This is a genomic window from Chryseobacterium indologenes, assembly GCF_018362995.1.
GTDB lineage: Bacteria > Bacteroidota > Bacteroidia > Flavobacteriales > Weeksellaceae > Chryseobacterium > Chryseobacterium indologenes_G.
Map to the genome: position 1 here is coordinate 4,673,457 of NZ_CP074372.1, position 18,490 is coordinate 4,691,946.

The following is an 18,490-nucleotide window of genomic DNA, read 5'->3' on the forward strand; positions in this document are numbered from 1 at the left end:
TTAACGAAATTTTATAACTTAAACATTTAAAAATGTATTTTAAAACTGTAATAATTTGCCTTTTGGCAACATTATTCGCTGTGTCATGCAGTAAAGACAAGGAGAAAAATAATAAAAAAGACAAAGAAGTTCCCGTACTGGAAATCAAAGAAAAAGATACATTGGTGAGCAACCAGTTTGTCACTGATATCCAGGCTAAAAAGAATGTTGAGATGCGTTCCAGAATCGGAGGCATTATACAGCATATTTATGTAAATGAGGGACAGTTTGTACATCAGGGTCAGGCTTTATTTAAAATCAATGATGCCGAGCTGCAGATGGAACTTCTGAAAGCCAATGCGGCATTAAAGCAGACTGAAGCTGATGTTCGTATTGCAGAAGTAGAATTGAAACAGATTCAGAGTCTTCATGCTAAAAAATTTGTGGCCAACAACGAGCTGGAAATGGTGAAGGCAAAGCTGTCTTCCGCTAAAGCAAAACATGCTTTTGCCGATGCTGAAAAGAGAACCGTTCTTCAGAAAATAAGCTTTACAAGGATTACGGCGCCTTTTGACGGGGTCATTGACGTGATTCCCCATAAAGACGGAAGTTTGGTAGAAAACGGTACGTTGCTGACTACGCTGTCTCAGCTGAATGAAGTATATGCGTATTTCTCAATCCCTGAAAATTTATATTTTGAGCTTTTGGCCAACGATAAGATAGGAAATCACCAAAAGATAGAACTGACACTGCCAAACGGAGTCAATTACCAGTTCAACGGAGCTTTGAAAACCGCTGAAGGTGAAATCGACAGAGCTACAGGTTCCATCCGTTATAAAGTACTGTTCCCGAATCCGGACCGTCTGATCAAACACGGAACTTCCGGAAAGCTTATTATTTCTGAGCAACAGAATAATGCAATTCTTATCCCGCAAAAATCTACGTTTTCCATTCAGGATAAGACCTATGTTTTTGTAGTGGATAAACAGAATAAAGTGAAAATGACCAGCATTAAGATCGGAACTACCTTAAGGGATTCTTATATGGTAGAAAGTGGTCTTAAGAAAGGAGATTTAATCATTTATGAAGGAACTCAGTCTTTGAAAGACGGTGATATTATCAAAATCAAAAAGAAGTATTAACCTTTCATAATCTTTAAATCTATTTACTATGGTAGAAATGTTTATAAGACGAAAGGTTCTTTCGTTGGTTATTTCCATATTATTTGTACTGCTGGGAATTATGGCTTTATTAAAGATGCCTATTACCCAGTTTCCGGATATCGTACCACCTTCAGTAACCGTTACGGCAAAATATACAGGAGCGAATGCCGAAGTATCTGCCAATGCGGTAGCTCTTCCTCTGGAAAGGGCAATCAATGGAGTTCCGGGAATGACGTATATGTCAACAGTAACTTCCAATGACGGTCTTACCCTTATCCAGGTGTTCTTTGAAGTAGGAACAGATCCTGACGTAGCAGCGGTAAACGTTCAGAACAGGGTGACAACTATTCTTGATGAACTTCCTGAAGAGGTGATCAGGGCCGGAGTTACCACTGAAAAAGAGGTGAACAGTATGCTGATGTACCTCAACATCACGAGTACAGACCCAAGTCAGGATGAGCAGTTCATCTATAACTTTACAGATATTAACGTCCTTCAGGAGCTGAAACGTATTGATGGAGTGGGGCGTGCCGAGATCATGGGACAGAAAGAATATTCCATGAGAGTATGGCTGGATCCTCAGAAAATGGCCGCTTACAATATTTCCGCAGATGAAGTCATCACTTCCCTGCAAAAGCAGAATATTTCAGCAGCACCCGGAAAAGTAGGAGAAACGTCAGGGAAAACTTCCAGCCAGCTTCAGTATGTGATCAAATATAAAGGAAAGTTTTTTGAGCCTAAACAATATGAAGAAGTTCCCATCAGATCTGATGTTGACGGAACAATTTTAAAGCTTAAAGATATTGCTAAAGTTGAATTCGGAGCGATGAACTACGGAATGGTTTCCAAAACAGACGGAAGACCCTCTGCATCCATTATGATGAAACAACGTCCGGGCTCCAATGCTTCTGAGGTTATTGAAAGCGTAAAGGCAAAGATGGAAGAATTAAAAGTAACATCTTTCCCACCCGGAATGGAGTATAACATGGCTTATGATGTTTCCAGATTCCTGGATGCGTCTATCAGTGCAGTATTGACAACGCTTATCGAAGCCTTTATTCTGGTAGGAATTGTGGTATTTATCTTCCTTCAGGACTGGCGTTCCACATTGATTCCCGTATTAGCTGTTCCGGTAGCGCTTGTAGGGACTTTTGCCTTCATGAATATGCTTGATTTCTCTGTCAACCTTTTAACATTGTTTGCATTGGTTCTGGCCATTGGAATTGTAGTTGATAATGCCATTGTCGTCGTTGAAGCCGTTCACGTGAAAATGGAAGAAGGAATGAATGCGATGGATGCTACCATCAGTGCCACCAAAGAAATTGCAGGAGCCGTGGTAGCGATTACGATTGTAATGTCAGCCGTATTTATTCCTGTAGCGTTCCTGGATGGTCCGGTAGGGGTATTTTACCGTCAGTTTTCATTGACACTGGCAATCAGTATTGTGATTTCCGGAGTGAATGCATTGACGCTTACCCCGGCGCTTTGTGCTATTATTTTAAAACCCCATGACCACAATAAGAAGAAAACAATTATTGACAGGGCTTTCCAGAGTTTCAATACAGGGTTTGAAAGACTGACCAATGGTTATGTAGGTATTTTATCAAAATTTGCGACAAGAACCACGGTTACTTTTGGACTGTTGTTTTTATTTGTCGGACTAACCTTTGTAACCAGCAAATTCCTGCCAACCGGATTTATCCCAATGGAAGATCAGGGAATGGTGTATGTAAGTGTGACCACTCCGCAGGGTGCAACAGTAGAAAGAACTGAAAAAGTGCTGGATGAAGTAACGGTTATCGCCAAGAAAATTAAAGGAGTCGAAAACGTGACTACTCTTGCAGGGTACAGCATCGTTACAGAAATTGCAGGTTCCTCTTACGGAATGGCGATGATCAACCTTAAAGACTGGAAAGAAAGAAATATTTCCGTGAATGATCTGATCACAGAGCTTTCTGACAAAACAAAAAGCATTGCTGATGCCCAGATTGAGATTTTTGCGCCGCCCACAGTTCCGGGATTCGGTAATACCAGCGGTTTTGAACTGCGTTTGCTTGACAGAACCGGAGGAACCATTGAAAATACCGATAAGATCACCAAAGATTTCGTTAAAAAACTCAATGAAGCTCCAGAACTGCAGAACAGCTTTACCAGTTTTGATGCCACTTTCCCGCAATACATGATCAACGTAGATTATGATATGGCAGCAAAGAAAGGAGTTTCTGTGGACAATGCGATGTCTACATTGCAGACAATGCTTGGATCCTATTATGCCACGAATTTTATCCGTTTCAGTCAGATGTATAAAGTAATGGTACAGGCGAGTCCCGAGCATAGAGATACCCCTGAAAGCATTCTGAATTTATATTTAAAAAATGATAAAGGCGAAATGGTTCCCTTCTCTACCTTCATCACTATTGAAAAAGTGTACGGACCCGAAGTACTGACGAGGTATAATATGTATATGTCTGCCATGATTAATGGAGAACCTGCAGATGGTTACAGCTCCGGAGATGCTATTGCTGCGGTAGAACGTGTTGCGAAAGAAACACTGCCGAGAGGATTTGATGTTGAATGGTCAGGAATGACAAGAGAAGAAATCTTATCAGGAAACCAGACTGTTTACATTTTCGCGATCTGTCTTTTATTCGTTTATCTTTTACTGGCTGCACAATACGAAAGTTTCCTTCTTCCGATGCCGGTATTATTAAGCCTTCCAACGGGAATCTTTGGTTCCTATATCGCATTGGTACTTGCTGGGTTAGATAACAATATTTATGCACAGGTGGCATTGGTCATGCTGATCGGACTTTTGGCTAAAAATGCCATTCTGATCGTGGAATTTGCAGTAGCAAGAAATAAACAGGGATACGATATCATTCCGGCAGCAATTGAAGGAGCCAGACAGCGTCTGAGACCTATCCTGATGACCTCTTTTGCATTCGTGGCAGGACTTATTCCTTTATGTATTGCATCAGGAGCCGGAGCCATCGGTAACCGTTCCATTGGTACGGCTGCGGCAGGAGGAATGTTGATAGGAACTATCTTCGGATTGGTCGTGATTCCGGGACTGTATATATTCTTTGCAAAACTTGAAAATAAGAAGAAAGATGAAAAGATTAAATCATAGAAATATAATATACGGAATTGCCTCACTGAGCTTGGTTTCATGTGCTGTTCCCAAAGTAACAGAGTTGAAAAAAGCCCAGGAATTACCGAATGAACTGATCAAAACAGATAAAAATACGGATGAATTTCAGCAGATCAATCTGAAGGCTTACTTTACAGATCCCCAGCTCCTTGAGCTTTTTGATAAAGTAGTACAGGCAAATCCGGATTTCCAGATTGCACAGCAAAGAGTGGAAATTGCCAACAGTTTCCTTCAAAGATCAAAAATGGATCTACTGCCTTCCCTTGAAGTGGGAGTACAGGCTTCCGGTGACCGATACGGAAAATATACAATGGAAGGAGTTGGAAACTACGATACCAACCTTTCTCCTAATATCACGGAAAACCAGAAAATTAACAGGGATTTTACCCCTAATTACTGGCTGGGAGCAAGAAGCAGCTGGGAAATTGATGCTTGGGGCAAGCTGAAAAACAAAAAGATTGCTGCCCAAAAGAAATATCTGGCTTCCACAGAAGGATTGAGGTTGTTGCAGGTAGAACTTTTCACGGACATTGCCAATCTATATTACCAGTTGGTGGCTTTAGACAACCGTCTTGCCATTTACCAGAAGAACTACAACCTTCAGCAAAGAGCTTTTGAAATTGTGCTGGCACAACGTGAAGTAGGAAAAGCTACAGAATTGGCGGTACAGCAGTTCAAAGCGCAGAACAATAACTGGCTGGCAGAGATTGAACATATCAGGGTAGAAATCGTTACAGTAGAACAGGCTATTACTACGTTGACAGGAAGCTACGGCGGAGAGGTAAAACGCGGAAAAATATTGATGCCTACCAATATGGAAGTCTTGAATAAAACAATTAATGTAGAAGGAGTTATCCATTCCAGACCTGATGTAGCGGCAAATTATTATGTTTTAGAAGCTTCCCAGGCTGATGCAAAGGCTGCGAAAGCTGCTTTTTATCCTAAAATTGATCTTGGAGCCGGTTTCGGACTCAATTCTTTTTCTGTAGAGACATTCTTTAAACCAAGTTCATTGGCTGGGCAATTGTTGGGAGGATTAATGGTACCTGTTTTTAATAAAGGACAGTTGAAATATGAATTCAAAGTAGCGAGTAAAGAGCAGGAAATTGCTTTTTTAAACTATCAGAAAAGTATTACGACTGCTTTTAACGAACTTCAGTCGATCCTCAAACAGACTAAGATCTATGAACGGGTTTTGAAACTGAAATCAGAAGAAGTAGGTTTTCTGGACCGTGGTGTAGAGGTTTCCAACGATCTCTATCTGACAGGATATGCCAATTATTTTGAGCTGATCAACTCTCAGAAGAGCAAACTGACTGCTGAACTGGATTTATTACAATTCCAGCACCAAAATACCAGAAATAACGTCATGCTGTTTAAAGCACTGGGCGGGAAACTGGATTAATTTTTACTTTTTTTACGATGGAGGAAGCTGTCTTTTAGGCAGCTTCTTTTATATTTTAACGCTGTTCTACGGGTTCCCGTAATGATAATTGAGATAATTAAAGGATATTGCGTTAGATTCTAACTTTATATAAGTTGAGTTAACTTTTTTTTATATGTTCCAAAAAAAGAGACTGTCCAATAGGGCAGTCTCTTTGTATATGGTTTAAAACGAATCTGCTTGTATCGCAGAAACATTTTATAAGTACATATTATTTAACAATCTGAATTTCAACAGCAGAGAATCCTTTAGGAGACTTTTCTTTTTCGAAAGATACTTTGTTTCCTTTTTTTACCGGTTCTACACAGTTATTGTTGTGGAAGAAGATATTTTCTTTAGAATTGTCTTCAGTGATGAAACCGTATCCTTTTTCACTAAGGAAAGTAACAATTCCTGTTTTTCTTGGATCTTCCTCAATAATAGGAGCAGCACCCAGTTGAATATCATCAAGGTTTACTTCCTGTCTTTGTTCAGGTGGAGTAGAAGTTAATCTTCCGAATTCGTCTACATACATGAAGACATCCTCCGCTCCTTTGTTGTTGTTCGTTTTACGTTCTTCGCGTCTTAGCGCCTTTTCTTTTTGCTTTTGAATTTTTTTCTTGAAATTTTCCTTTTTAGAAAAAGAATCTGCCATAAATTATTTTTAGTATTTAGTTTCTATAAATTAATTGGTTCAATCTGGTCTGTTTTAGACCCCTATAAAGCCTGGCTATGTTTTCTGTTTTAGATTTTCCCAATCATACAGAGCTTTAAAATTCCGACAAGTATTGTTCTTAGTAGAAGAATAAAAGTTTAAAATATGGCTGCTCAAAAAGCAAAGACTGAATAAAAATATTCGGGTCGTTACAGAAAACAAAGTATTGACTTGGTTATTTAATGTACAAATATACAACAATAAAATGAATTATCAGGTTTTAAATGATTGATTATCAGAAATGGTTTTACGACAGAATTGCCGGGATACCTTTATAGTCTGAATGTAAGACGATAATAAGAGCATAAAAAAATCCTCAGGATACTGAGGATTATAAAAAAATATATTATAAAAATGAAGTGGTGTATAATATGGCTGTGAAAGTATCAAATGTTATGCCTAAAATTGATGCGTAATCGTGAATTATAAGGCTTTGTTTAATATATGATGCTTGTTTCAGATCATATCTGGCTGGTAAATAGCATTCTATTAAAAAATGTTGTTTATATAAAAAAATATAAATGTTTTTGTCTTTCTTTTAAATTAGAACCAGAATAATACCTTTTTCTTTAAAATTCCCGAAAACTTCACCATGTTGAGGCCGTTTTTATTATCCATCTTTGCCTCATTAACATTTAAAAATAAAATCGATGTCAACACAAAATGTAAAAGGAAAAGTTGTTTTAATTGCCGGAGGAGGTAAAAACCTGGGAGGACTTTTAAGTAGAGATTTTGCAGCAAAAGGGGCAAAACTGGCAATACATTACAACAGTGAAAGCTCAAGAGCAGATAGCGAGAAAACCCTTGCTGAGGTACAGGCGTTAGGAGCAGAAGCATTTTTGTTCCAGGGAGACCTTACTCAAGTAGATAATATTACAAAATTCTTTGATGAAGCGATTTCCCGCTTCGGAGGGATTGATATTGCGATCAATACGGTGGGAATGGTACTGAAAAAACCATTTTCAGAGACTACAGAAGCAGAATACGATACTATGTTCAATGTCAATTCCAAATCGGCTTATTTCTTTTTACAGGAAGCCGGTAAAAAACTGAATGATCATGGGAAAATCTGTACCATTGTTACATCATTACTGGCTGCTTACACAGGATTATATTCTACTTATGCAGGAGCAAAAGCACCGGTAGAGCATTTTACAAGAGCCGCTTCTAAAGAATTCGGAGCAAGAGGAATTTCTGTAACTGCTGTAGCACCCGGCCCAATGGATACACCTTTCTTCTATGGACAGGAAACGGATGATGCGGTTGCTTATCATAAATCAGCATCAGCATTGGGAGGACTTACAGATATTAAAGATATCGCTCCGCTGGTAGAATTTCTGGTAACAGAAGGCTGGTGGATTACCGGACAGACCATCTTTGCTAACGGAGGATATACAACAAGATAATTTATTGGGCAATCTATTAAAAAGAAACTCACTGAAAACAGCTTTCAGTGAGTTTTTATTTTAAAAGAAATCAGGAATTAAACGGTTTTTACCTTTCCTTTTTCCATTATACTTTTGATGATAAAGAATAAGCCCAGAAGAACAAAAGGAATACTTAAAAGTTGTCCCATATTCAGACTCATTCCGTGCTCGAATTCTACCTGATCTACCTTGATGAACTCAATCAGAATTCTCATGATGAAGATCAGCAGAATACTGATTCCGAAATAAAATCCTCTTCCGATTTTAAATATGTTTTTCCTGTAAATAAAATACACAGAAAGGGAAATGATAAAATATGAGATCGCTTCATAAAGCTGGGCAGGATGTCTCGGGAGATCATCTACCTGACGGAATATAAAGGCCCATGGAACATCCGTAGGAACTCCTATGATTTCAGAATTCATCAGATTGGCAAGCCTTATAAAAGTACCACCCAACGGAAGTACAATCGCTATAGCATCTAAAACCGTCATGAACGGGATAGAAAATTTTCTTGCATAGATAAGAAGCATGATTACTAATCCGATACCACCACCATGACTGGCAAGTCCTGCAAATCCTGTAAAATGATAACTCCCATCCACTCCCTTTTGAATCGGTAATAAGATTTCAAGAGGGTGTTGAGAATAATAATCAAAATCATAAAAAAGACAGTGTCCAAGTCTGGCGCCTAGTAGAATTCCTATCAATGCATAGGAAAATAAAGCTTCATGAGCCTGTGAACTAAGACCTTCTTTTTTGTAAATACGTTTTAAAATATTTAAACATAAAACCAGTCCTGTAAGAAATAACAGTCCGTAATATTTTAAAGGAAATCCAAGAATATTGACGATTTCGGGATTCACATCCCAGTTGATATATAATAAATTCATTCCTGCAAAGATAAGAAAATAGGAATTTCCGGACCGGATGGAAGTATTTCGGTATTTTTCAATTTGATTTTCAGAAGCCTATGAGTTGATTTTGTAGATCAGATAGTGAACAGATAAGAATGAACATAATTTAAAATGATTCTTGATGAAACATTTGGTAACTTTAGCATACCACCAAAACAAAAAGCTATGCATCATCAGTTGGAGAAACATTATGTAAACAGAGTAGGCTGGCTTCGGGCAGCTGTATTGGGAGCAAATGATGGGTTGTTATCCACTACAAGTATTGTCATTGGAGTTGCGGCTGCAGAACCGGAACGGCATATTATTATTCTTGCAGCGCTCGCAGGTATGATTGCCGGAGCAATGTCTATGGCTGCAGGGGAGTATGTTTCTGTGAGTTCACAAGAAGATACTGAGAAGGCAGATTTGCTTCGCGAAAAACGTGAGCTTGAAGAAATGCCGGAAATAGAACTTAGAGAACTTGCCAAAGTATACGAAAAACGCGGTTGTACCAAAGAAACTGCAATGCAGGTAGCCATTGAGCTTACAGAACATGATGCATTGGGAGCCCACGCCCGTGATGAATTAGGAATTAATGAAATAACACAGGCAAAACCTTTACAAGCAGCGATGGCTTCCTTCGGCTCATTTGCTGTGGGTGCTTTATTGCCGTTTAGCGTTTCTCTTTTGGCGCCACTTAAACAAATGGTGTATTTCCAATACGGATTTTCAATTGTATTTTTAATGTTTTTAGGGGCCGTTTCTGCCAAAGCAGGAGGTTCTGATATTAAAGTAGCTGTATTGAGGATCTGCTTCTGGGGAACCGTTGCAATGGGAATTACAGCATTTGTGGGACATATTTTCGGGGTCAATATAGCATAAATGTGATGATAAAAGCGCTTGTAAATATTTAAATTTTACTCGTTTTTTTCCACGGTGGTAAAATTTAATAGATGTAGAATAAAACAAAACCTCTGAAAATCAATGATTTCAGAGGTTTTTTGTACCCAGGACCGGGATCGAACCGGTACTCCTAAGAACTGGTGTTTGAGACCAGCGCGTCTACCAATTCCGCCACCTGGGCTTGATGTTGATTTAAACGTGATGTTTGTTTCAAATTGGTGTGCAAATATAGGAACTTTTTTCAATGTTCAAAAGCTTTTTGAAGAAAAAATTTTAAAAGTTCAGTTCCAAACCATCGTAGGCAAGGTGTATTCCGGGTGGAAGCTGCTTATCTTCAATATCATGCAATCCCAAATGATGACTGATATGTGTTAAAAATAATTTTTTCGGTTTTAGTTCTTCAAACAATTTAATAACATCCGGAAGAATAAAATGGGCAGGATGGGGATCAAATTTTCTGATACAGTTTAAGATCAGAACATCCAGATTCTTCAGTTTCTCCTTTTCCTTTTCAGAAATGAATCCGGCATCTGTGATGTAGGCAAGGTTTTTAAATTTGTATCCGAAGACTGTAATTTTATAGTGAATCACTTCTACCGGAGTGATTTCCGTATCCAGTACATGAAAAGGTTTATTTTCAATTTCATGAAGTTCAAAAGCGGGCGCTCCGGGATATCTTACATCAGCAAAAGCATAAGGAAATCTGTTTTTTATTTCATGAGCAACCCTTGAATAGCAATATAGGGGAACATCTTTACCGCTCTTAAAAATCAATGGCCGCATATCATCAAGTCCGATTACGTGGTCATTATGCTCATGAGTTATCAACGCAATATCTACGGTATGTTCGTGGTTGGTAAGCATTTGCTGCCTGAAATCCGGACCGCAGTCGATCAGTATTTTTTTATTTTCCTCCGTAGTTACCATCACGGAAGAACGTAAACGTTTGTCTTTGGGATTTTCAGAAGTACACACTTCACATGTACAGCCAATAACGGGTACACCTTGGGAAGTACCGGTTCCTAAAAATTTCAACTTCATTTTGTTTTGAGGTTGGTTTAATTTTGGTAAATTTACAAAAAATTTCATGTCCTAATGTATCAGAAACTAACTCCTAAACAAAAAGCATTAACAATTAATCTAGATCCTACTATTTATGGTACTTTCGCAGAAATTGGAGCAGGGCAGGAGACTGTTCGCCACTTTTTTAGAGCAGGAGGAGCTTCCGGTACGATTGCTAAGGCGATGTCTGCTTATGACAAAGATTTTAGTGATGCCATCTACGGAAAGGAAGTAAAAAACAGGTACGTTACCCAAAACAGGCTTCGCAAAATGCTTCGATATGAAGTAGCTTTGATTGAAGAGCGAATTTCAAGAGATAATAATCCCGATAGAAAATTCTTTTCTTATGCCAATACGGTAACAACCATCAATTTTGACAAGACTGTAAGAGGCCACGGCTGGGTAGGAATTCGTTTTCAGACCAAAGAAAATGAAGATTACAATGAAATCGTGATTCACGTAAAATTCAAAGAAAATGATGCCACCCTTCAGCAGGAAACCTTAGGAAATCTTGGGGTAAATCTTATTTTCGGAGCTTTTAATTACTTTGACAATCCAAGAACTTTAGTAGAATCTTTATACGACGATATTGCAAAAGACAACCTGGAAATTGATATGATTGATTTCAGCGGTCCTGCTTTTGCGTATGTTGACAACAGACTGATGTCACTGCAGCTGGTGAAAAATGGAATGACCGATGCTGTGATTTTCAATTCTCAGGGCAGCAATATGCTTCCGGCAGATGTATTGTACAAGAAAAATATTTTCGCGGTAAGAGGAAGTTTCAGACCGGTAACGAAAGTAAACATTGATATGCTTAAAAACGGGATGGATATGTTTTTCAAAGATGCGATCTGTACCCATGAAGAAACAGAAGTCCTTATCGAGATCACCATTTCCAATCTGAGGGCAGACGGAGATATTGATGAAAGAGATTTCCTTGACAGGGTTGATATTCTGGCTAAACTGGGATATACCGTTATTATTTCCAACTTCTCTGAATATTACAGGCTGATTGATTATTTTGCATCTTATACAAGTGGAGACATTGGTGTAGCAATGGGCGTAAATAATATGCTGATGGTATTCGATGAGAAATATTATAAAAACCTTTCAGGAGGAATCCTTGAAGCCTTCGGGAAATTTTTCAGAAACGGGATGAGAGTATATCTGTATCCTTATAAAGATCCTGAAACCCACCAATTGCTGGATTCTTCAAACCTGAAAGTAGAAGAAAACCTGAAAGAACTCTATAAATATTTCAAACACAACAATCGTATTGTAGATATTACCAACTATAATCCAGAGTTTTTGGAAATCTATTCAAGAGAAATTTTGAGAAAAATTGCATGTTGTGTGAAAGGCTGGGAAACTCAGGTTCCGGAAGGTGTAGCAGAAATGATTAAAGAGCGTGGAATGTTCGGATATAAAGAAGAGCTTTCCCTAAAACAATTCTCTTAAAAAAATATATACAATGTCAGAATTAAAGAAAAGACTTTCCTCAATTCTTGAAAGTCCTAAACATAATACAGAAGAAAAACTTGAAAAAGTTTGCCACTTGTTGGATCAGGAAATTTCTTATTTCAACTGGACAGGTTTCTATTTCAAAAACGGAGATAAGGAAGAACTGATTTTAGGCCCTTATGTAGGAGCGCCAACAGATCATACCATTATTCCTTACGGTAAAGGAATTTGCGGACAGGTAGCAGTTTCCAATGAAACATTTGTAGTTCCCGATGTAAACGAAGAAAGCAATTATCTAAGCTGCTCCATTGATACAAAAGCCGAAATTGTAGTTCCTATCTTTAAAGACGGAAAAAACATCGGCCAGATTGATATTGATTCCCATACGGTAGATCCTTTCACTAGTGAAGACCGTGAATTATTAGAATGGCTTTGTAACGAAGTTTCTAAAATTTTATAATAGAATTTCAATATGTACAAAATATAGACTCCGGCTTTTATAGTCGGAGTTTTTTGTGAGTATTGAAATGGAATAGAATCCGAAGATTCACAGCTTGATTAGGGATTATAAGTGGTTATGACAAACATGATTAAAGGTTCATCTCCCGTATTTTCGATAGAATGATATCCTATAGAACTGATCGCTGTAATATCTCCTTTTTTAAGAATCTTCTTTCGTATAGGCCCTTCAATTCCTGTCCTTTCACGATATTCTCCTGTCCCGTGCACGACTACATACAGTTCCTGCTCATTTCTTTGATTGTGTGTATGAAATCCGGATTCATCTCCCTTATTCAATAAAACCATATATGCCGCCAGACGATTATTGGCTAATTCTTTCTGGTCAAACATCTGCAGCATATATACCGTTCCTTTTCCACCATACATATTTAGACGCTTATGCATTTGTGTGATGGCTCGTTCATTCTTTTCAAAAGCCATTACATAAAGATTGATGTATTTTGAAACTTCCTGGATAGCGTGATCAAATTCTGCTCCTTCAGATAATATAACTGTATCAGACATGTAAGTTTAATATTTAATGTTTAGAGTTTAAAGTTGGTTAAAAAATCAGCTTTGCTGCATCAGATGAATCTCAGCCAGCAATTCTTTAAAATAATTCTCACATTTCGCAATATGGGTTCCATACCAGGAAAATGCTTCGCCATCTACAATCATAATCTTTTTATCAGGATAGAAAGTCTGCAGTTCCTCAATATGTTTTTCTTTAAACGGAAACGGTTCAGAGGACAGCATGATAACGTCAGCATCCGCAAGATCTTCAGCAGTAATCTGAGGATAACGGGTTTTATCTTTGAAGATATTCTCAAAACCAATTTCTGATAAAATTCTATGGATAAATGTATCTGATCCAATCGTCATATAAGGATTGTTCCAAATGAGATAAGCTGCTTTCACAGGAGTTTCCAGCTTTGCCTGATTCAGGACTTCATATATTTTAAGATTGAAAAGCTGGGCTCTTTCTTCTTTTCCTAAAAGTTTCCCGAGGTTTTTAAGCAGATAATAATTGTCTTCAATCGTTTCAACATTTGTAACGGTTACTTTACAATCACCCATCAGGGCTTCTACCTGATCTTTTACATTTTCTTCCTTATTGGCCAGAATAAGATCCGGCTGTAACGCTTTTATTTTCTCAATATTGATATTTTTGGTCCCGCCGATTACTGCTACATTTTTTATTTTATCCTGAGGATGAATGCAGAATTTTGTTCTCCCGATAACTTCATTTTCAGTAAGCCCAAGGTCAAATAAAGCCTCAGTAATTGAGGGTACAAGTGAAACGATTTTCATATTGGCATGTTAGATGATGCCTAAAATTACAAAAGTTTTCCGGTTAAGAAAAGTCCGGCTACCGTAAAATAGATAATAAGTCCCGTCACATCCACCAATGTGGCTACAAACGGAGCAGAAGAAGTGGCAGGGTCAAGATTTAATTTCTTTAAGACAAACGGAATCATAGAGCCTGATAATGTTCCCCACAAAACAATCGCAATCAGGGAAACCGAAACACTTAGTCCAACGTAAACCCAGTATTGGCCATAATCAAAAAGCCCGATCTGCTGCCAAAGCATGATTCTTATAAATCCAATAACTCCCAGGATAGCCCCAAGACATAATCCGGAGATAATTTCTTTTTTCATGACATACCACCAGTCCTTAAGACTGATCTCCTGAAGCGCCATTGCACGAATAATTAGCGTTGCTGCCTGCGACCCGGAATTTCCTCCACTGGAAATGATCAGCGGAACAAATAGGGCAAGAACAACAGCTTTTTCAATTTCTTTATCAAAATACCCCATTGCTGAAGCAGTCAACATTTCTGAAACGAATAAAATGATCAGCCAGGTTGCTCTTTTTTTGATCATTTCAGTCCAAGAGGTCTGGATGTAAGGAAGATCCAATGCTTCCAATCCCCCGAATTTCTGGATGTCTTCCGTATTCTGCTGTTCAATCTGATCGAGAATATCATCAATAGTCACAATTCCTACTAAGACACCCGCTTCCGTAATAATAGGAAGAGCACCACGGTCATACTTTTCGAAATACGTTACCGCATCCTCTTTAGACGTAGTAGTAGTAATCGCTACAAAGTGATTATCTGTGATATCAGAAACCAAAGTATCTTCCTCTTCCAACAGTAAAGTTCCGATAGCAAGGTCATCAATCAGACGGTTTCTTTCATCCACCACATACAGGTAGTTCATGGTTTCCACTCTTTTTCCTACCTTTTTGATCTGCTGAAGACATCTCTTTACCGTCCATTCCTTACGGATCTGAATATAATAAGGAGTCATCAGACGGGCAATAGAGTCTGAGTTGTACCCAAGAAGTTTTAAAGCAATTCTTCTTTCCTGAGGATTAAGATGATTAATAGAATATTTAATAAGCTCATCTGGGAAATCCTCGAAAAGAGCTGTCCTGTCATCCGGAGTCATTGCATTCAGGATCTCAGAAACTTCATCGCTTCCGATACTTCTGATGGTATCTTCCTGGAAATCAGGATCAAGATGTGAAAAAACCTCTGCTTTGTATTCTTTCGGAACCTTCAGAAACGCGAGCAGCCTCTCGTCAGCAGGAAGTTCGCTGAGAGTTTCGGCAATATCGGCAGGGTTGAAGATAAGTTCGTCTCTAGAATTCAAAACGTGAAATTTTTTGGATATGCAAAAATAATTCAAATTTTTAAGACTGAGCAATAAAGTGGCAAAATTAAGGATTAATTAAAGTTTATCACTTCAGTATAAGGGCAAAAAAAACACCCGCCGAAGCAGATGTTCAAAAATTAAATTTAAATTCCAATATTCTTTAAATTGGTTCACATTCTGAGGTAGGGATGTACGTACAAACAGCATTTGTACAGCACTGGTATGGTCCGCAATCTGAGTTGTCTCCACACTTTTTTATTCCGCTTCCTTTAATATTTTTCTGCTCCAGCCTGTTCAGCTTCTTAAGATTTGAATTTTTCATGGTGATCAAATATTTAAGATTAAGGCTCTATCGGACAGTCATGATCAAGACATTCTCCATTGCAGCAATATCCCACAGAACATGGTCTTGTTATACTGCATCTGAACGGTCCTATGCCGCCATTAATTTGTTTCGCAGCCTCTCTGCTGAGTTTTTTTAGATTTTTCATATAGTTATAGTTTAGATTTAATGTTAGACTAAAATAGTAAATATTTTCATATTATTCATTTGGTGGTGAAAATATTTTGCCGTAAATCAATATTTTATTTAATTTTTAAATAAAAAAACACCTACAATTGCAGGTGTCCGTAATGATCATATATTATTCCAGTGGACATGGGTTCACAACACAGATGTTATGACAACATGATCCGCCCGGACATTCATAATGTTCCGTACATCTTTTGAAAGGTCCGCTGCCTTTGATTTCCTTTTGCACTTGTCGACTGAGTTTTTTTAGATTTTTCATGAGATTTGATTTTATGTGAGTTAGTTAAGTTTTTATATTCTATTCAAGACAGATGAAGGGTGAACAGATTCCGAAGCAGCACCATCCAACAGCACAGGGATTGGTTTCGCTACATCGTTCCATGGATCCTCCATTAACTTGTTTTGCTTTTTCTCTGCTGAGTTTCTTTAGATTTTTCATGATATTTTGGTTTTAATTTCAGACTAAAATAGTAAAAAATATTTAATAATTCCTTATTTAGTGAAAATATTTAATTGTTAATCAATTATTTATGATGTATTTAAAATGAAAAGCACCTGTTCCATAAGTGCGGACAAGTGCTTTATTTAACATGAAAATATTTATAATTAAGGAGACAGGAAATACTTCGTGAAAATTATGAATGATGAATGATGAATGATGAATGATGAATGATGAATTTTTCTGATACAGCTAATTGAGCAATGAAATAAAAGTTCACAATTGACTTGCGAAGCAAAATTGACCATTGATTATCAAAGGTCTTATATTCCAACCTTAAACTTTAAACTCAAAGCTCTGCTTCCGTCGGTTTCAGCTTTCTCAGTTTTTTGATGATTCCCCTTATTGCTCCTTCGGTTCCTATTTTGACAGAATTGGTTGTGGAGCCCAGCAGACGCATGTTTTTTCGGTAGGTATCATGGTCCGTTTCGGTTACAAGAGTGCCGTCAGCACCAAAGAGTTTCATACTCACAACCACCTGATTGGAGAAAACATATTTTCCAAATCCAACTTTGAAATATCTCACTTTGGAAACAATGGCAAAATCTGCATCATTGTTGAGGCAGTAGTCTACAATAGTCTGTTTATCTATGCTGTCAAAGGGAACCTGAACTTCTGCGCGAAGCATTTTATTTCTTCTGCCACTGAAATTATCGGTAACGGCATCAAAGAAAGCATTGTTGGTAGGGTCTTTTATTTCGTCAATATCAGGCTCTACTTCAGGATTGAAGTACAGAACTTTTTTTATTTTGTCATCAGCATTTTTTTGAGCTTTTACCGAAGTAAAGCTGATGAATAAAAAAGTAGTAATTGCTGTAAAGAATATAATTTTTTTCATTTGTAATTCGAATGCAAAATTACTGCCTTTTCGTTGGATTGCATAAAATTTATTAAGAAATTTTTAACATTTTTTTCTATCAAATTTGATTTATGAAATCAATAATGTTTGCAGAATCAAAAAATAGTCGTAATTTTGCACCCGTTACATAATAATCATTAAACAATATTGGAATGTACTTAACAACAGACAAAAAGCAGGAAATTTTCGCACAACATGGAAAATCTGCACAGGACACAGGAAGCGCAGAAGGACAAATTGCTCTTTTCACTTTCAGAATCAACCACTTATCTCAACACCTAAAGGCTAACCGTCACGATTTCAACACAGAGAGATCTCTAGTGAAATTGGTAGGTAAGAGAAAAAGTTTATTAGATTACCTTAAAAAGAAAGATATCGCAAGATACAGAGCTATTATTGCTGCATTAGGTTTAAGAAAATAATCTATAAAGATTTTCAAAATAAGAAGCAACTTCGAAAGAGGTTGCTTTTTTGTTTTATAATACATCGAATCTTTAACCATAAAAAGGGACAAAGCTTTTTTAGAAACTATTAGATATTTGAGAAGAACACTTAAGTTTTGAAAGTCTTTGATTTTAACAAAGAATCGCTGCGGAATGACACAATTCAAATAGAGTTGTATCATTCAGTTTGTTATTCCGTAAGAATCCAGATTTTATTATCCATAAAAATATTACAACTTAAGCCAATAACACAACTGAAGGTGCGAAAATTCCCCTTCTCTGGAGGGGTGGCGAAAATTCAAAGAATTTTTGACGGGGTGGTCAACCCATAATAGCTATTTTATTCAGCCTTCTTTCCAACCTTTCCCAAATGCGTATTCTGAAAACTATCCGGATACTTCAATCCATAGCCCAGAATCCTGTCAAAAGCGGAGTGAGAAAATAAGATGGCTCCTGTCATCTGCAAATAGGGAAGAGATAAGGCTGTTCCGGCAAAATAAACAATCACAGCTACTCCAAAGTGATGGAATAGATTATAGAAAAATGCTCCAACCTTTGTATTCACTGTATACCCCAGCATTGAAATGTCCGGCGCAAGGAATAGTCCGGCAAACCACCACCATGAATATCCCGTTTGGGCAAAAGCATAGATCCCTAACAACAGAAATGCTGCGTATTCAAGCTTTAATTGTATTTTCATAATAATTTGGTGTTAATTATTAGATAAGTTCTTTTTTATGGTAGAAAGTTACATTTTAAGACCGAAAAAAAGCGGAACACCTTTGAGATATTCCGCTTATACATTTTGAT

Annotated in this window: 19 protein-coding genes and 1 tRNA gene; 8 read left to right on the top strand and 12 right to left on the bottom strand. The window is 37.5% G+C overall.

What is annotated here, in order from left to right:
* Positions 1-32: 32 nt before the first annotated feature.
* The 3 genes from DYR29_RS21280 to DYR29_RS21290 are packed head-to-tail and all read left to right on the top strand — an operon-like array spanning position 33 to position 5,698.
* Entirely contained in the window at positions 33-1,121 is a 1,089-nt protein-coding gene (locus DYR29_RS21280; RefSeq protein WP_213278422.1) for an efflux RND transporter periplasmic adaptor subunit, read from the top strand.
* A 28-nt stretch (positions 1,122-1,149) separates the two neighbouring features.
* Positions 1,150-4,272, top strand: a complete 3,123-nt coding sequence (locus tag DYR29_RS21285) for an efflux RND transporter permease subunit (protein ID WP_213278423.1) — start codon at positions 1,150-1,152, stop codon at positions 4,270-4,272.
* Complete coding sequence (locus DYR29_RS21290) at positions 4,253-5,698, top strand: TolC family protein (protein ID WP_213278424.1); 1,446 nt, start codon at positions 4,253-4,255, stop codon at positions 5,696-5,698. The genes DYR29_RS21285 and DYR29_RS21290 overlap by 20 nt, the downstream gene beginning before the upstream one ends.
* Positions 5,699-5,948: 250 nt before the next feature.
* On the opposite strand, the gene DYR29_RS21295 is transcribed toward DYR29_RS21290, so the two are convergent.
* Positions 5,949-6,371 (bottom strand): cold shock domain-containing protein, encoded by a 423-nt coding sequence (locus DYR29_RS21295; RefSeq protein WP_047420468.1) that lies wholly within the window; start codon positions 6,369-6,371, stop codon positions 5,949-5,951.
* A gap of 710 nt (positions 6,372-7,081) precedes the next feature.
* On the opposite strand from DYR29_RS21295, the gene DYR29_RS21300 reads away from it, so the two are divergent.
* Complete coding sequence (locus DYR29_RS21300) at positions 7,082-7,837, top strand: SDR family oxidoreductase (RefSeq protein ID WP_213278425.1); 756 nt, start codon at positions 7,082-7,084, stop codon at positions 7,835-7,837.
* A gap of 77 nt (positions 7,838-7,914) precedes the next feature.
* Here the strand turns inward: DYR29_RS21300 and lgt are convergent, their stop codons facing one another.
* On the bottom strand, positions 7,915-8,751 hold the full coding sequence (lgt, locus tag DYR29_RS21305; RefSeq protein WP_213278426.1) for a prolipoprotein diacylglyceryl transferase: 837 nt from the start codon (positions 8,749-8,751) through the stop codon (positions 7,915-7,917).
* 189 nt (positions 8,752-8,940) lie between these two features.
* Between lgt and DYR29_RS21310 the strand changes: the two genes are divergently transcribed.
* On the top strand, positions 8,941-9,636 hold the full coding sequence (locus DYR29_RS21310; RefSeq protein ID WP_213278427.1) for a VIT1/CCC1 transporter family protein: 696 nt from the start codon (positions 8,941-8,943) through the stop codon (positions 9,634-9,636).
* A gap of 122 nt (positions 9,637-9,758) precedes the next feature.
* Here DYR29_RS21310 and DYR29_RS21315 read toward each other — a convergent pair.
* Positions 9,759-9,838: transfer RNA gene (locus tag DYR29_RS21315), tRNA-Leu, on the bottom strand.
* Positions 9,839-9,930: 92 nt separating this feature from the next.
* On the bottom strand, positions 9,931-10,698 hold the full coding sequence (locus tag DYR29_RS21320) for an MBL fold metallo-hydrolase (RefSeq protein WP_213278428.1): 768 nt from the start codon (positions 10,696-10,698) through the stop codon (positions 9,931-9,933).
* A gap of 54 nt (positions 10,699-10,752) precedes the next feature.
* On the opposite strand from DYR29_RS21320, the gene DYR29_RS21325 reads away from it, so the two are divergent.
* Positions 10,753-12,180, top strand: a complete 1,428-nt coding sequence (locus DYR29_RS21325; RefSeq protein WP_213278429.1) for a TonB-dependent receptor — start codon at positions 10,753-10,755, stop codon at positions 12,178-12,180.
* A 13-nt stretch (positions 12,181-12,193) separates the two neighbouring features.
* Positions 12,194-12,643, top strand: coding sequence for a GAF domain-containing protein (locus tag DYR29_RS21330; protein WP_213278430.1), 450 nt, complete (start codon positions 12,194-12,196; stop codon positions 12,641-12,643).
* A 98-nt stretch (positions 12,644-12,741) separates the two neighbouring features.
* Here the strand turns inward: DYR29_RS21330 and DYR29_RS21335 are convergent, their stop codons facing one another.
* From DYR29_RS21335 to DYR29_RS21360, 7 genes are all read right to left on the bottom strand, one after another.
* Positions 12,742-13,209, bottom strand: a complete 468-nt coding sequence (locus tag DYR29_RS21335; RefSeq protein ID WP_213278431.1) for a cupin domain-containing protein — start codon at positions 13,207-13,209, stop codon at positions 12,742-12,744.
* 45 nt (positions 13,210-13,254) lie between these two features.
* Entirely contained in the window at positions 13,255-13,995 is a 741-nt protein-coding gene (locus DYR29_RS21340) for an ABC transporter substrate-binding protein (RefSeq protein WP_213278432.1), read from the bottom strand.
* Between the two features lie 26 nt (positions 13,996-14,021).
* On the bottom strand, positions 14,022-15,344 hold the full coding sequence (gene mgtE / locus DYR29_RS21345; protein WP_034692244.1) for a magnesium transporter: 1,323 nt from the start codon (positions 15,342-15,344) through the stop codon (positions 14,022-14,024).
* Positions 15,345-15,688: 344 nt separating this feature from the next.
* On the bottom strand, positions 15,689-15,838 hold the full coding sequence (locus DYR29_RS21350) for a bacteriocin-like protein (protein ID WP_158521347.1): 150 nt from the start codon (positions 15,836-15,838) through the stop codon (positions 15,689-15,691).
* 153 nt (positions 15,839-15,991) lie between these two features.
* Complete coding sequence (locus tag DYR29_RS23060) at positions 15,992-16,138, bottom strand: bacteriocin-like protein (RefSeq protein WP_156106370.1); 147 nt, start codon at positions 16,136-16,138, stop codon at positions 15,992-15,994.
* Positions 16,139-16,177: 39 nt separating this feature from the next.
* Positions 16,178-16,318, bottom strand: coding sequence for a bacteriocin-like protein (locus DYR29_RS21355; RefSeq protein WP_167498892.1), 141 nt, complete (start codon positions 16,316-16,318; stop codon positions 16,178-16,180).
* Between the two features lie 349 nt (positions 16,319-16,667).
* Positions 16,668-17,216: a pyruvate decarboxylase gene (locus DYR29_RS21360; RefSeq protein WP_213278433.1), complete on the bottom strand. Its 549-nt coding sequence runs from the start codon at positions 17,214-17,216 to the stop codon at positions 16,668-16,670.
* 173 nt (positions 17,217-17,389) lie between these two features.
* Here DYR29_RS21360 and rpsO point away from each other — a divergent pair, with 173 nt between their 5' ends.
* Positions 17,390-17,659 (top strand): 30S ribosomal protein S15, encoded by a 270-nt coding sequence (gene rpsO, locus DYR29_RS21365; RefSeq protein WP_045494446.1) that lies wholly within the window; start codon positions 17,390-17,392, stop codon positions 17,657-17,659.
* A gap of 361 nt (positions 17,660-18,020) precedes the next feature.
* Here rpsO and DYR29_RS21370 read toward each other — a convergent pair whose 3' ends face one another.
* Positions 18,021-18,380, bottom strand: coding sequence for a DUF4260 domain-containing protein (locus DYR29_RS21370; protein WP_213278434.1), 360 nt, complete (start codon positions 18,378-18,380; stop codon positions 18,021-18,023).
* Positions 18,381-18,490 lie beyond the last annotated feature (110 nt).